Source organism: Streptomyces sp. NPDC093094 (assembly GCF_044754345.1).
In the GTDB taxonomy this organism is placed as follows: Bacteria; Actinomycetota; Actinomycetes; order Streptomycetales; family Streptomycetaceae; genus Streptomyces.
Map to the genome: position 1 here is coordinate 183823 of NZ_JBIVOX010000012.1, position 14238 is coordinate 198060.

General features: G+C 73.8%; 13 protein-coding genes. 6 read left to right on the top strand and 7 right to left on the bottom strand.

Annotated elements, in window-relative coordinates; all coding sequences use genetic code 11:
* Positions 1 to 11: 11 nt before the first annotated feature.
* The 3 genes from ACIQGV_RS25955 to ACIQGV_RS25965 all read right to left on the bottom strand — a co-directional run bounded on the left by ACIQGV_RS25955 (position 12) and on the right by ACIQGV_RS25965 (position 1735).
* A complete protein-coding gene (locus ACIQGV_RS25955) occupies positions 12 to 464 on the bottom strand; it encodes a GNAT family N-acetyltransferase (RefSeq protein ID WP_402498042.1) in 453 nt (150 codons plus the stop codon).
* 32 nt (positions 465 to 496) lie between these two features.
* On the bottom strand, positions 497 to 889 hold the full coding sequence (locus ACIQGV_RS25960; protein ID WP_402498044.1) for a RidA family protein: 393 nt from the start codon (positions 887 to 889) through the stop codon (positions 497 to 499).
* A 90-nt stretch (positions 890 to 979) separates the two neighbouring features.
* Positions 980 to 1735, bottom strand: a complete 756-nt coding sequence (locus ACIQGV_RS25965; protein WP_402498046.1) for an SIS domain-containing protein — start codon at positions 1733 to 1735, stop codon at positions 980 to 982.
* Between the two features lie 339 nt (positions 1736 to 2074).
* Here ACIQGV_RS25965 and ACIQGV_RS25970 point away from each other — a divergent pair, with 339 nt between their 5' ends.
* Positions 2075 to 2767 carry a metal-dependent transcriptional regulator gene (locus tag ACIQGV_RS25970; protein WP_402498048.1) on the top strand — a complete coding sequence of 231 codons (693 nt, stop codon included), beginning with the start codon at positions 2075 to 2077 and terminating at the stop codon, positions 2765 to 2767.
* A 538-nt stretch (positions 2768 to 3305) separates the two neighbouring features.
* Entirely contained in the window at positions 3306 to 4301 is a 996-nt protein-coding gene (locus tag ACIQGV_RS25975; protein ID WP_402498050.1) for an alpha/beta fold hydrolase, read from the top strand.
* A gap of 337 nt (positions 4302 to 4638) precedes the next feature.
* Here the strand turns inward: ACIQGV_RS25975 and ACIQGV_RS25980 are convergent, their stop codons facing one another.
* The 3 genes from ACIQGV_RS25980 to ACIQGV_RS25990 form a co-directional block, all read right to left on the bottom strand.
* Complete coding sequence (locus ACIQGV_RS25980; protein WP_402498052.1) at positions 4639 to 6225, bottom strand: transporter; 1587 nt, start codon at positions 6223 to 6225, stop codon at positions 4639 to 4641.
* Positions 6222 to 6995 carry an ABC transporter ATP-binding protein gene (locus ACIQGV_RS25985; RefSeq protein WP_402498053.1) on the bottom strand — a complete coding sequence of 258 codons (774 nt, stop codon included), beginning with the start codon at positions 6993 to 6995 and terminating at the stop codon, positions 6222 to 6224. The genes ACIQGV_RS25980 and ACIQGV_RS25985 overlap by 4 nt, the downstream gene beginning before the upstream one ends.
* A gap of 104 nt (positions 6996 to 7099) precedes the next feature.
* Entirely contained in the window at positions 7100 to 7753 is a 654-nt protein-coding gene (locus ACIQGV_RS25990) for a bifunctional DNA primase/polymerase (protein WP_402498055.1), read from the bottom strand.
* Positions 7754 to 8085: 332 nt separating this feature from the next.
* On the opposite strand from ACIQGV_RS25990, the gene ACIQGV_RS25995 reads away from it, so the two are divergent.
* Together ACIQGV_RS25995 and ACIQGV_RS26000 are read left to right on the top strand one after the other, a co-directional pair.
* On the top strand, positions 8086 to 9471 hold the full coding sequence (locus tag ACIQGV_RS25995) for a transcriptional regulator (protein ID WP_402498057.1): 1386 nt from the start codon (positions 8086 to 8088) through the stop codon (positions 9469 to 9471).
* 119 nt (positions 9472 to 9590) lie between these two features.
* Positions 9591 to 11237, top strand: coding sequence for a hypothetical protein (locus tag ACIQGV_RS26000; RefSeq protein ID WP_402498059.1), 1647 nt, complete (start codon positions 9591 to 9593; stop codon positions 11235 to 11237).
* A gap of 42 nt (positions 11238 to 11279) precedes the next feature.
* Here ACIQGV_RS26000 and ACIQGV_RS26005 read toward each other — a convergent pair whose 3' ends face one another.
* Positions 11280 to 12584: an ABC transporter substrate-binding protein gene (locus ACIQGV_RS26005; RefSeq protein ID WP_402498062.1), complete on the bottom strand. Its 1305-nt coding sequence runs from the start codon at positions 12582 to 12584 to the stop codon at positions 11280 to 11282.
* Between the two features lie 118 nt (positions 12585 to 12702).
* Between ACIQGV_RS26005 and ACIQGV_RS26010 the strand changes: the two genes are divergently transcribed.
* Together ACIQGV_RS26010 and purU are read left to right on the top strand one after the other, a co-directional pair.
* Positions 12703 to 13203, top strand: a complete 501-nt coding sequence (locus ACIQGV_RS26010; protein ID WP_402498064.1) for a hypothetical protein — start codon at positions 12703 to 12705, stop codon at positions 13201 to 13203.
* Between the two features lie 45 nt (positions 13204 to 13248).
* The gene (gene purU, locus ACIQGV_RS26015; protein ID WP_402498067.1) at positions 13249 to 14130 is read left to right on the top strand and encodes a formyltetrahydrofolate deformylase; all 882 of its coding nucleotides are present in this window, start codon (positions 13249 to 13251) and stop codon (positions 14128 to 14130) included.
* The last annotated feature ends 108 nt before the right edge of the window (positions 14131 to 14238 follow it).

Consider the following 14238-nt stretch of genomic DNA (forward strand, 5'->3'; position numbering starts at 1 on the left):
CCCGGCGGGCGCTACGACTCGTACGACGTCAGCCGCAGGTCGACCCACACGTCGCTCTCCCCGGGCAGCGTGTAGCGCTCGGTCTCGGCGAACCCGTGCGAGCGGGCGAACGCCAGGCCCTCCTCGTTCACGGCCAGCACACAGGTGTCGATCTCCCCGGCGCCCTGCACGCGCGCGTGGGCGAGGCCGTCCCGGTACAGCGCCGCGCCGAAGCCGCGCCGCCGGTGCCCGGGCAGCACCCGCGCGATGACCGTCACGGCCCTCTCCTCGCCCTCGGGGGCGCGCACGGTGGAGCAGCCGACCAGCTCCTCACCGGCGTAGGCGTTGCACAGCCGGTGGCGCGCGGCCCGCTCACGGACCTCGTCGAGGGACATCGCGGCGGGCGGCACGATCACGTTGTGGACGTGCTGCCACTGCCGCAGCATGGCGTCGCCGTCCACGAGTTCGATACGAAGATCAGTCACGGCAGCAGCGAACAGCCGGGAGCCCCCGGCCGTCAACGCGTTTGCGGGCGCCGCGCGTCCACCTCGATCTCGATCCGCATGGCCGGGTCGGCGAGCCCGCACACCATCATCGTCGCGGCCGGCCGTACGTCCCCGAACCGGCGGCGCAGCACCGGCCAGCACGGCTCGAAGTCCTCCCGCACGGGCAGCAGATAGCGCACCCGGACGACGTCCTCGAAGCCGCAGCCGGCCTCGGCCAGCGCGGCGCCGATGTTCCGCAGGCACTGCTCGGCCTGCTCGGCCACGTCGTCGGAGATGGTCATCGTGGCGTAGTCGTAGCCGGTCGTGCCCGACACATGGACCCGGTCCCCGTCGACCACGGCACGGGCGTAGCCGATCTGCTCCTCGAACGGTGAACCGCTGAGTATGGCGCGTCGTTCAGTCATGCCGTGACGCTAGGCGAACGGGCGCGACACGTCGAACAGCCGCCGGGGACCCCTCCGGTGCGGGACCCTCCGGTGCGGCCCGGCGCGGGGTCAGTGCCGGTAGAAGATCCGCTCCCGGTACTCCTCCATCACCCGGCCGTTCCACTCGTGGCCCCCGTCGACGTTGCCCGAGCGCAGGAGGGGCGGCTCGACGCCGCGGTCGGCGAGAGAGCCCGCCGCGGTGGCCATGACGGCCTGGAGGAGGGCCGTGGTGACGACGGTGGAGGCGGGGGCGAAGGGTGCGGGGACGGAGCCGAGGGTGAGCTCGGCGTCCCCGACGGAGATCTTGGAGTCGAGGACGATGTCGCAGTGGTCCTTCAGGAACGTGCCCGAGACATGGCGGGACGTCGTCTCCGTGGCGTAGGCGACGGAGGTCACGCCGATCACCTTCACGCCGAGGGCGCGGGCGTGCTGGGCCATCTCCACGGGCAGCGCGTTGCGCCCGGACAGGGAGATGATCACGAGGACGTCGCCGGCCCTCAGGGGCGAGGAGTCCAGGACGGCGCTCGCCAGGCCGTCCACCCGCTCCAGGGCGGAGCCCAGCGGTGCGGGCATGACGTCGACGCCGACGACCCCGGGCACGGCGAGCAGGTTCATCAGGGCCAGCCCGCCCGCCCGGTAGACGACGTCCTGCGCGGCCAGCGAGGAGTGCCCGGCACCGAACGCGAACAGACGGCCGCCCGCGGCGACGGTGTCGGCGAGGAGCGTGCCGGCGGCCGCGACGGCCTCGGCCTCCTCGTCGCGGACACGGCGCAGCAGGCCGATCGCGGCGTCGAAGTACTGGTCGGCCAGCTTGCTGTCGCCCATGCAGAGCCCCTTCGCTCCTCGCGGTGCCCGTCCTGCCCCCGCGGTCGCGTCGGCGTCCCCGCGGCTGCCGGTCCGGCCTCCCGGGACGTCCTGCGCGCTCCTCGCGGAGCCTGTGTCGCGGATCACCGTGCGGTCTGGACCACTGGGATGTCAATACGGCGTCCGGGGCGGCGGAGCGCATCCCGCACGGGCGGGCGGACGGCGCCGGCGGGCGACGGCGGCAGCCGCGTTCCGCAGGCGCGGCACGGTTGTCAGTGGCATCCGGCAGAATTGACGCCAGGGCCAGCGCACGGGCCGGAGACCGTCGAAGCCTCCGGCAGATCTCATCGAGGGGCATGTATGTCCGGACTGATCGACACCACGGAGATGTATCTCCGCACCATCCTCGAGCTGGAGGAGGAAGGTGTTGTCCCCATGCGCGCCCGCATCGCCGAGCGGCTCGACCAGAGCGGGCCGACGGTCAGCCAGACGGTGGCGCGCATGGAGCGCGACGGTCTGGTGTCCGTGGCCAGCGACCGGCATCTGGAGCTGACCGACGAGGGCCGCCGGCTGGCCACCCGGGTGATGCGCAAGCACCGGCTCGCGGAGTGTCTGCTGGTCGACGTGATCGGCCTGGAGTGGGAGCAGGTCCACGCCGAGGCGTGCCGCTGGGAGCACGTGATGAGCGAGGCCGTGGAGCGGCGCGTGCTGGAACTGCTGCGCCACCCCACCGAGTCGCCGTACGGCAACCCCATCCCGGGTCTGGAGGAGCTGGGCGAGAAGGACGGCGCCGACCCGTTCCTGGACGACAGCATGGTCTCGCTGGCCGAGCTCGACCCGGGCACGGACGGCAAGACGGTCGTGGTGCGCCGCATCGGCGAGCCGATCCAGACGGACGCGCAGCTGATGTACACCCTGCGCCGCGCGGGCGTGCAGCCCGGCTCGGTGGTGAGTGTGACCGAGTCGGCGGGCGGTGTCCTGGTGGGCAGCGGCGGCGAGGCGGCCGAGCTGGAGGCGGACATCGCCTCCCATGTGTTCGTCGCCAAGCGCTGAACCGTCACCGGTGCGCCGCGGGGCGGCTCCTGGGGCCGTGGGGGCCGTCGCGGACCCCTTCGGGCGCGACGATTCCCGGCCCGGCTGTGTCGAATCGCAGCGCCGGGGCGCCGCTCGTGCCAGGCTGGTCGCTTGAGGCATATGACCGGGAGGGGCGGGCGGATGTGCCGAGAACGTGTGGAGGGCCCCGGCGCCGTGCGGCGCCGGGGCCTGTCCTCCCCTGGTCCGACCCGGAGCCCCGAGCTCTCAGGGTCGATCCCTTCGGACCGTTTTCCCCGAGCGGTCCGCCCCCCGCTGAAGGTCTCCCCTCGGCGACGGCGATCATTCCTTGAAGGGTGTCACTCGAACGAGGGGTGTTACCCGCGAAGACCGTGTTTTCGAATAGGGGTTCGATACTCTGCGGGTGGCGGACGGTCACGGCCGTAACGCCCGACCCGGCAGCGGCACAGCGGTACGACGGGCAGGGCGGACGCGGATCGCGCCGCCCGAGCGTGAGCGAGCGGGCGGTCCGAGCGGAGCTTGGGGGGTGCCAGAACCAATGGCGCGGCGCATCGATGTGATCGGCACGGGCGGCGTACGCCTCGTGGCCTGGGAGTTCGGCGACCCTCCCAAGCCGGGCGGCGGCCTGGGCGGGGCCGGCCTGCCCGGAGCGGACTTCGCCGGGATCCCCGGTCCCCGGACCGGCACAGACCTCGACGGGCCCGCCCGCACCGGCGGCGGCCCGGAGCCGGCCGGCGGACCCGGCGGCGACGGCACGGACGACCGCTCCCCGGGAGTGCTGTTACTGCACGGCCTGATGGGCCGCGCCTCGCACTGGGCGTCCACCGCCCGCTGGCTCTCCGAGCGCCATCGCGCCGTCGCGCTCGACCAGCGCGGCCACGGCCAGAGCGACAAGCCCCCGCAGGCCGCCTTCACCCGTGAGGCATACGTCGACGACGCCGAGGCCGCTCTCGAACAGCTCGGCCTCGCCCCGGCCGTCCTCATCGGCCACGCCATGGGCGCCCTGACCGCCTGGCAGCTCGCCGCCCGGCGCCCCGACCTGGTCCGCGCTGTGATCATCTGCGACATGCGGGCGTCCGCGCTCGGTGCCGCCTCGCAGCGCGAATGGGCCGCCTGGTTCACGGCATGGCCCCTGCCCTTCGCCACCCTGGCCGACGTACGCAAGTGGTTCGGCGAGGACGACCCCTGGGTGGAGCGGCCGAATCCGGCCCGTGGCGCGTTCTACGCCGAGGTGATGCAGGAGTCGCCGGACGGCTGGCGGCCCGTCTTCGAACCCGAGCAGATGCTGAAGTCCCGCGAGACCTGGGTCTACGACGCCCACTGGGAGGAACTGGCCCAGGTGCAGTGCCCCGCCCTCGTCGTCCGCGGCCTCGACGGCGAGCTGGGCCGCGCCGAGTCCCAGGAGATGGTCCGGGTGCTGCCGCGCGGCCAGTACGCGGAGGTCGCCGACGCCGGCCATCTCGTGCACTACGACCAGCCCGACGCCTGGCGGGCCGCGATCGAGCCGTTCCTGGACGGCGTCCTCACCCGGTGAACCCCGCCGGCGGCGCACCCGCCGGGGTGGTCGGACGCCCTCGATCCCGCCGAGGCTCCGCAGCACCGCCGCCACGGGCGCCCGGTGGGCGGGCAGCGCCGGCCGGGCCGTGAGGCCGGGGTCCCGGCCAGGATCTCCTCCAGGACCGGGGCGACCGCCCCGACGTCCGGGCCGCGCCCCGGAGCGGGCGGCACGTTCCCCGGGGCCGGCGGCATGCTGCCCGCTCCGTCCGCTCTGCGGAACCGTCTGGGCATGCGCGTCCTTCCGCAGAAGCCGGCCCGCACGCCTGTGCGTACGCACGGTGTGCCCGACTGGAGCGCGGATCAGCCGGGTTGATTCAGCCCTTGCTCACCGCCGCCAGGATCTCCGGCAGCCGTCCGGCGGTGCGCGGCGCCGCCAGGCGCAGCCCGGCGAAGGTGAGGGCGGCCCCGTACGCGGCGCCCAGCGGCAGCAGCAGCCACTGCCACCGCTCGACGTCCGGGTCGGCGTTCAGCCAGATGGTCAGGGCGATCACGGGGGAGCACAGCAGCGCCGCCGAGACCATGCCGCCGAAGATGGAGATCCAGGCGAGTCCGGCCTGACCGGGGGCCACGTTCTTGTAGCCCTCCTGCGGGATGGAGTACGGGAAGCGGGCCGACGTCCACGCACCGGTCGCCAGCATCGCCCCCAGCAGCGCGAACGACAGTCCCAGCGCCTCGGGCAGCTTCGCCCAGTCGCCGAGCAGCGCGGTCGTCAGGACCGTGACGAGCGTCGCGTACGGCAGGGTGATCACCAGCAGGGCCAGGGCCCGGGCCCGCAGCTCGGCGTAGGCGTCGCGGGTGGAGGAGATGGTCAGCGCGACCATCCAGAACGCGGAGGTGTCCTGCCCGAACTGGTTGTACATCTGGATGCCGAGCATCCCGGCCGCGAAGCAGGCGAAGTAGATCGAGCCGGTGCCCTGGAGGGCGTTGAAGACGGGCACGATCAGGCCGATGGCGAGCGAGGTCGCCCAGGCGGCCTTCGTCTTGGGGTCGCGCCAGATGTAGCGCAGGCTGCGTTCCATCACCGTCCCGGTGCGCCCGCCCGGCAGCAGCCGGGCCAGGCCGGTGGAGGCGCGGGCGCGGGGGCCGGGGTCGGCGGCCTGGAGGGTGGAGCCGTCCGGCGAGGTCATCAGCCGGGTCAGCTGCCGTGCCCACACCGTCAGGGCCGCCGCCGGCGCGGCCGCGGAGACGGCGAGCTGGGCCGCGGCCATGCCGTACGCCCCCTCGCTCACCGAGTCCACCGCCCCGACGGCGGACGCGGGCGGCACCCAGCGCAGCACGTCGGCGGCGGGGCCGAGCTGTCCCAGTCCGCCGGAACCCAGGCGCTGCACACCGAAGTTGACGAGCTGCGCGCCGATCGCGATGACCAGACCGCTCAGCACCGCCAGGTCCCGGCCCCTGCGGCTGCTCAGCAGCCGGATGTTGGCGGCGGCGACGGCCCGCGCGAGCGCCACGCACACCAGCAGCGTGAGGGCGACGGCGACGACACCGACGGCGTACGCGGCCCCGCCGTGCGCCACCGCGATCACCGAGCCGACGGTCAGGCACAGTGTGAACAGCGGCCCGATGCCGACCAGGGAGCCCACGAGCAGCGCCCGCACCAGCGGCCTGGGCCGCAGCGGCAGCATCACCAGCCGGGTCGGGTCCAGCGTCTCGTCCCCGCTGGGGAAGAACAGCGGCATCACCGCCCAGCCCAGTCCCAGCACGGCCACCAGCAGCACCACCACGGCGTCCGCGTGGGCGTGGCCGCGCAGCGCGATCAGCCCGAGCAGCTGCAGCACCGCGAACAGCAGCACGACGACGGCCGACGCCACGTAGGCGGCCCGCCGCCCGCCGGACTGCCGCAGCCCGTTGCGCAGCAGCGACAGTTTCAGCCGTACGACGGTGGAGGTCAGGGCCGTCATCGGGCGCCGCCGCCGAGCCAGTCGAGGTCGGTGCCCGTGTCGCGGCCGCCCGCGCCGACGAGTTCGAGGAACGCCTCCTGGAGGGTGGGTGCCGTGCCGCGCACCTCGGCCAGCGTGCCGTGGGCCCGGATCCGTCCGGCGGCCATCACGGCCACCCAGTCGCACAGCGACTCCACGAGCTCCATGACGTGGGAGGAGAACACCACGGTCGCCCCGGACGCCGTGTAGCGCTCCAGCACCCTGCGGATGGTCTGCGCGGACACCGGGTCCACGCCTTCGAACGGCTCGTCCAGGAAGAGCACTTCGGGGTTGTGCAGCAGCGCCGCCGCGAGCCCGATCTTCTTCCGCATGCCGGTCGAGTAGTCGACGACGAGCTTGTGCTGCGCGCCGGCGAGGTCCAGGACGTCGAGGAGCTGGGCGGCCCGCTTGTCCACCTCGGCGCCGGGCAGCCCCCGCAGCCGCCCGGTGTACGCGAGGAGTTCCCGGCCCGACAGCCGCTCGAAGAGGCGGAGCCCCTCCGGCAGCACCCCGATCCGCGCCTTGACCTCCACGGGGTCCTGCCACACGTCGTGCCCGACGATCTCGACGGTCCCCTGATCGGGCCGCAGCAGCCCGGTCACCATGGACAGAGTGGTGGTCTTCCCGGCCCCGTTGGGCCCGACGAGCCCGATGAACCGCCCCGCGGGCAGCTCCAGATCGATCCCCCCGACAGCGACTTGCTCCCCGAACCGTTTCCAGAGCCCTCGAACGACAACCGCGCTTTTGGTCATGCCGAAACAGTAGACGTGCCCCGAAAGGGCGCGGAGAACTGCGCGACCAGCCACGACGATCGGCCGGCCGCGGGACGGGCAGGAACCCGGCGGAGGAGAAGGCGCTACCGGTCCCGCCCGCACGCGTAGGCGAGCGGCGAGATCAACTCCTCCGCGTCCGGCAGCCACCGGTTCGCGGGAGTCGGCCGGCAGGCCCACTGCACGGCCCCCCGGGACCCGACCCGGGTGGGAGGAGCGGCGACATAGGAACCCTCGCCCAGAGCCACCAGGTCGAGCGACGAGGGCGCCCAGCCCAGCCTGCGCACCAGCTCGGGAACCTTCACGGAAGCCCCCGGCAGCACGAGGAAGTGCATGCGCCGGTCGGGCGTCAGGGTCACCGGTCCCAGGGTGAGCTCCATCCGCTCCATCCGCGCCAGCGCCAGGAACCCGGCCGTCTCCGGCACGGAGACGGCGTCGAAGGCCCGCCCCGTCGGCAGCAGGATCGACGCGCCCGGCTGTTTCTGCCACATCCGGCGCGCGACGGTCGCGCTGCCCGTCGCCTGCGTCGCCCAGTCGGGGCGTGTCGGGTGCGCGCCGGGCGCCCCGCACGCGGGATCCTCGCAGGAACAGCGCTGCACGCCGTCGACGGTCACCAGCCAGGCGCCGGGGAACACGTCCCAGTGTCGTTCCTCGGCGTAGCGGACGGCTGTCTCCAGCAGGGAATCCCCGCGCTGCTGCGGAATCTGTGCGGTGTCGGTGCCCGGGATCGTCTCTTCCACGTGGAACACAACTCCGCCGTCCACCGCGGGTTACGGGCGTGCCCACGCGCGGGGGAGGAGCACTGGTTCGTCGTCCGGGGCGCACGGGTGCACGGACGGGGGCGCGCGGGAGGATCCGGGGGCGGGACGGGTAGGCATCCGTGGGGTCGGCTTGCCTCTTCACCCCGGCAATCCTGGCATGCCTCGCATGTGCGGTATGTCCGCGGGGCATTGATCTTCACGGCCGGAACTCCTCGGCGCACAAGCCGGTGCGTCCGAGCCGTGTTCCCCACCGTAAGGACACGTCAACCCGGTGCACGGGCAGGCACCGCAGCCACAGGGGGTCAGAAACCATGGCCGCAAGGCCTCTCGTCGCGCGGCAGCCGAACGAACGGCTGCAGGCGCTCATCCAGGAAGCGGGCTGCTCGAACGCAGGGCTGGCCCGCCGGGTCAACATGTGCGGGGCCGAGCACGGTCTCGACCTGCGCTACGACAAGACGTCCGTGGCCCGTTGGCTGCGCGGACAGCAGCCGCGCGGACGCGCCCCGGCGATCATCGCCGAGGCGCTCGGACGCAAGCTCGGCCGTACGGTCACGATCGACGAGATCGGCATGGCCAACGGCAAGAACCTCGCCTCGGGCGTGGGTCTCCAGTTCTCGCCGACCGTGCTGGGGGCCATCGAGCAGGTGTGTGAGCTGTGGCGCAGCGACGTGGGCCGGCGGGACTTCCTGTCCGGCTCCTCCGTCGCCGCCTCCGCGCTCGTCGAGCCCAGCCGCGACTGGCTGATCTCCTCGCCGGACGCCCAGGTGGCGCGCGCGGCGGGGCCGCGGGTGGGGCTCTCGGACGTGGCCGCCGTACGGGCCATGACGCAGGCGCTGACCGACCTGGACCACCAGTACGGCAGCGGGCACGTGCGGCCCGTCGTCGTGCACTACCTCAACAGCGTCGTCTCCGGGCTGCTCGCGGGGTCGTACCGGGAGGCGGTGGGCAGGGAGCTGTTCGCCGCCGTCGCGCGGCTGACCGAGCTCGCCGGGTACATGGCCGTCGACACCGGCCAACCGGGCCTCGCCCAGCGCTACTACATCCAGGCGCTGCGCCTGGCCCAGGCCGCGGGGGACCGCGGCTACGGCGGCTACGTGCTCGCCGCGTCCATGAGCCATCTCGCCGCCCAGCTCGGGACCCCGCGCGAGATCGCGCAGCTGGCGCGGGCGGCGCAGGAGGGGGCGCGCGGCATCGTGACCCCGCGCGCGGAGGCGATGTTCCTCGCGGCCGAGGCGCGCGGGCACGCCCTGCTCGGCGACGTCCGCGCGGCGCAGAGCGCGTCCGGGCGGGCCCTCTCGGCGATGGAGCGGACCGACCCCCGCTCCGGCGACGACCCGGCGTGGATCGCGCACTTCGACGAGGCGTACCTCGCCGACGAGTTGGCGCACTGCCACCGTGACCTGGGGCAGGCCGAGGCGGCGGCCCGCTGCGCCGAGCAGGCCCTGGCCGGGCACCCGCAGTCCCGCGCCCGCCGCCGGGCCATCGGCTACGTGCTGCTGGCCACGGCGCAGGTGCAGCAGCGCGAGATCGAACAGGCATGTGCCACGGGCCTGAAGGCGGTGGAGATCCTGGAGACCCTGCGCTCCAACCGCGGCGCCGAGTACCTGGAGGACTTCCAGCAGCGGTTGGAGCCCTACCGGGACGAGTCGGTGGTGAGGGAGTTCGGGGCGCGGCTGGATCTCCAGCAGGCGGCGTAGGCGGCTGTAACCGACGTCACAGGAAGGGAGATCACTGCCCGAGCTGCGTGGCACGGGGCTCCGGCGACCCGGTAGCGTGAGCCGACGATTCCGAAGGTCCCCCATCAGCAGGAGTCCCGGTGACGCAGAGTGGACAGGGCGAGGAGCCCTCGGCGCGGCCCGCGCACGAAGGCGTCGTGCTGCCCTCCGACGGCGGTGCGCCGCTGGTGCCGGGCAGCCCGACGGCGGCGCCGCCCGGCGGCCAGGCGTGGGGCACGCCATGGGGGCCGGAGGCCCAGGGCGGCCCGGCGGCCGGCCAGTCCTGGCCGTCCCCGCCCGACCAGCAGTGGACCGGCGGGCCCGGCCCGTCGGCCCCCGCGGCGGCCCCGCTGCCGCCGGAGACGCCCCAGGGCGCACAGCCCTACGCCCCGCAGGGCGGGTACGGCGGCCAGGGGACCTACGGCGGCACCCCGCTGCCGCCCGCCGTCGACGAGGCCACCCGGTACATACCCCCGGTGGCGGCCGCCCCCGCGCCCGGCGGCGCCGCGGACGCCACCCAGTACCTGCCGCCCGTGGCCCCCGCCGCGCCTGCCGCGGACGAGGGCGCGACGCAGTACCTGCCGCCGGTGACCCCCGGCTCCCTGCCGCCCGAGATGCCCGGCGGCTCCTACGGCGGCGGCCCGGCCGCGGGCACGCCCCAGGCCCCGTACGGCGGGCCCGGCGCGTACGGCGCTCCCGGCGGTCCGGCCGCGCAGCCCCCCGCCGGGACCTACGGCGGTCCGGGCGGCGCGGAGACGCCCGCCGAGACGACGACGTATCTGGGCCGGGCCCAGAAGCCCGCCGCGGCCGGCGGGCAGCCCGCCGCCGGGACGCCCGGTGGGTCCGACGCGGACGCCACCCAGTACATCCCGCCCGTGCCGGCCGCCGGCGGCGACCGGCAGCCGCCCGCCGAGTTCGCGGGCCTGTTCCGCAGCGACGAGGGCCCGGCCGGCGCCACCCAGCAGATGCCGCGCGTGCCGGCGGCGCAGGGCGGCTACGCCCCGCAGCCCTCGTACGACCGTCCCGGGGGCGCGTACCCCGGTGACGGCGGGCGGCGTGCCGGACGCGACGACGAGGGCGGCGGCCGGCGCGGCGGGCGCACCGGTTCGCGCGTGCCGGTCATCGCGGCCGTCGGCATCGGTCTCGCGGTCCTCGGCATCGGCGCGGGCGCACTGATGGGCAGCGACGGCGACGACGAGGGCGACGACTCCAAGAACGTCTCCGCCTCCGCTCCGGCGACCGGGCAGAGCACCTCGCCCTCGCCCTCGGCCTCGGCGAGCGAGGACCCGGCGAAGGCGCAGGCCGTGGAGCTGGACAAGCTGCTCGCCGACAGCGGCAACAGCCGCCAGTCGGTGATCGGCGCGGTGGGCAACGTCAAGGCGTGCGACAACCTCGGCCAGGCGGCCCAGGACCTGCGCGCCGCCGCGCAGCAGCGCAACGGCCTGGTGACGCGGCTGGAGGCGCTCTCCGTCGACCAGCTGCCCGCCCACGCCGAGCTGACCACCGCGCTGACCAACGCCTGGAAGGCGTCCGCGTCGGCCGACGACCACTACGCGGCGTGGGCCGACCAGGTCGCGGGCAACCGGAAGAAGTTCTGCAAGGGCGGCCAGGCCCGTGCCACCGGCCAGGCCCAGGCGGGCAACCAGGCCAGTGGCACCGCCACCGCGGAGAAGAACAAGGCCGCCGGGCTGTGGAACGTCATCGCCGCGAAGTACGGCCTGACCGAGCGGCAGCCGACCCAGCTGTGACCCGCCCGGGGCGCGGATCCCGGGCCGCCCGTGCGGCAGCCCCTAGACGTCCGCGCCCTGGAGGGCCTCGGTCATGTCGAGGAAGTCCTTGCGGGCCGCGACCAGGCGGCCGTCACGGACGACCTGGAGGGTCACGTCCGTGTTGACCAGGCGGGGGTAGCCGATGGCGGCGAGCCGGTCCTGGAACTTCCAGCGCAGGGTCGGCGTGAGACCGCCGGTGTCGATCTTCAGGCCGTCGTCGAGGGTGCGCCGTACCGTGTCGGAGGTCACCTCGCCGCCGCCGATCCTGTCGAGCGCGGCCCTGAGCACCGTGTAGGCGATCCAGGTGGTCTGCACCCCGGCGTCCGCGGGGTCGATCCGGGTGTCGGTGAACGCCTGCTCGCGGATCACCTTCTTCATCCCGTCCCAGCGCGGGTCGCTCTCCACCGGGTACCAGCCGGTGATGTACGACCCCTCGTACGGCCCCGACCTGCCGCCGGAGGCGTCGATGACGGTCTGGTCGACGCTGCCGAGCACGGTGCCGGTGCGCACCTCGGGATACTCCTCGCGGGCCCGCCGGAAGGAGTCCATGAAGGTGCCGGTGCGGTCGCCGAGGGCGGGCACCACACAGCCCGGGCGCTCCGTGGCGCCGGCCGCGCCGCCGAGCGAGTCCCGCGTCTGCCGGGAGAACTCGGTGGCGTCCTCGGCGGCCCGCACGTCGGCGGCGTTCGCGTGGCCGCGCGCCTTCAGGCCGGCGTTGAGCATGACGGGGAGCTCGTCGCCCGCGATGGTGTCGGGCCGCACCAGGGAGACGGGTCCGCAGTCCTCCGCCAGCTCCTGGCCGAGGCCCGCGAGAAGGGCGGGCTGGCCGCCGTTGACGGGGTAGGACAGGGGGGAGGTGAACTCGTCGTCGGTGATGCCGTAGCCGCCTATGTAGGGGATTCCGGCGCTCTCCAGGATCGGGAAGAAGGAGTTGGCGTGCTGGCTGTACGAGCCGACGACGGCGACGGCGTTCTCCTTCACCGCGCGCCGCGCGCACTTCGCGGCGGACACCGAGTCGTTGCGCTCGTTGCAGGAGGCCACGTGCAGCTTGCGCCCGTCGATGCCGCCGTGGGAGTTGACCCAGCGGGCGTAGGCGCGGGCGAACGCGGGCATACCCGGCTTGTTGGTCAGATTGGTATCCTGCGGGGCCCAGGTCATGACGACGATCGGGCCGTCCCCGTCGCCCCCCGTGACGTCGGGGATGATCCCGCATCCGACTGCGAGCGACGCGCACGCCACCAGGGCGCCGGCGCTGCGGATGCCTGCTCTGACGGGCCTGGTGAGTGTGGGGAGGAATGTGCTGTGGTTGCGTCGCCTGCCGGTCATGTCCCCACACGCTTCCGTCACATCCCTAACCCTGGAGTGTCGTCGGGGCAACGCTGGGTGACGTCGAGGTGAATTGCGGGGGACCGGTCCGGCACGTGAGACGGAGAACGTACGATCGATGACCGTGCAAGGTTCGGAGAACTCTTCCCGTCGCGGCCGTCGCTCCCCCACCATGGGCGGCATGCCGCTGAACGACATGCCGTGGTGGCGCTGGCGCAGCAACGTGCGCTCGGCGCTGCACATGCTTTCCGACCCGGTCTTCCAGCGCGAGGTCTGGCTGGCCGGCGCCGCCGGATACGGGGACGTCACCGACGCCGTGTACCGGCTGGTGGAGGACACCTGGCTGGACAACTGGTCCGCCGAGAAGTACGTGGGCACGATCTTCCGCGACTCGCAGGAGGCGGCCCTCGTCGACACCGCCGTGCTGCGGGTGCTGCGGATCATGCACCAGGTCGGCCCCGACGCCCCGGTCGCCTCCTACCTGGAGCACCCGGGCTGGCCCGAGGCGGTGCAGGCCGCGCGTGACGCCCATGTGCGGATGGCCGCGAGCGACGGGGAGGACCCCGACACGCCCCCGCGCACGCTGGAGGTGCTGCAGATCCTGACCCGGTCCGCCTAGCGGAACGGTCGCCGGCCGCGGTGCCGCGTGTGGGACCCTTCCCGCATGAACGAACAGCCCACCCGAGCCGCGGCCCCGGCCGAGCAGTACGTCCTCACCCTCTCCTGCCCGGACAAGCAGGGCATCGTGCACGCCGTGTCGAGCTACCTGTTCATGACCGGCTGCAACATCGAGGACAGCCAGCAGTTCGGCGACCACGACACGGGTCTGTTCTTCATGCGCGTCCACTTCTCCGCGGAGCCGGCGGTGACCGTGGACAAGCTGCGGGCCAGCTTCGCGGCGATCGGCGACTCCTTCCACATGGACTGGCAGATCCACCGGGCCGAGGAGAAGATGCGGGTCCTGCTGATGGTCAGCAAGTTCGGGCACTGCCTGAACGACCTGCTGTTCCGCGCGCGGATGGGGGCGCTGCCCGTCGAGATCGCGGCGGTGGTGTCCAACCACACCGACTTCGCCGAGCTGGTGGGGTCCTACGGCGTTCCCTTCCACCACATCCCGGTCACGAAGGACACCAAGGCCGAGGCCGAGGCGCGGCTGCTGGAGCTCGTCCGCGAGGAGGACGTCGAGCTGGTCGTCCTCGCCCGCTACATGCAGGTGCTCTCCGACGATCTGTGCAAGCACCTCAGCGGGCGGATCATCAACATCCACCACTCCTTCCTGCCGAGCTTCAAGGGCGCGAAGCCGTATCACCAGGCCCACGCGCGGGGCGTCAAGCTGATCGGGGCGACCGCGCACTACGTCACCGCCGACCTCGACGAGGGGCCGATCATCGAGCAGGAGGTCGAGCGGGTGTCCCACGACGTGACTCCGGACCAGCTGGTCGCCGTCGGACGTGACGTGGAGTGCCAGGCGCTGGCGCGGGCCGTGAAGTGGCACGCCGAGCGGAGGATCCTCCTCAACGGGCGCCGGACGGTCGTGTTCGCCTGACGCCGTGGGGGGCTTTCCCGGGTGGCCCGGCGGGCCGCACGGGGGTGCCCTCGGGGTTCCCGCGCCCCGGGGCCCTCGCGGCGGACGTCCTCCGAGGGGCGCGGGGAA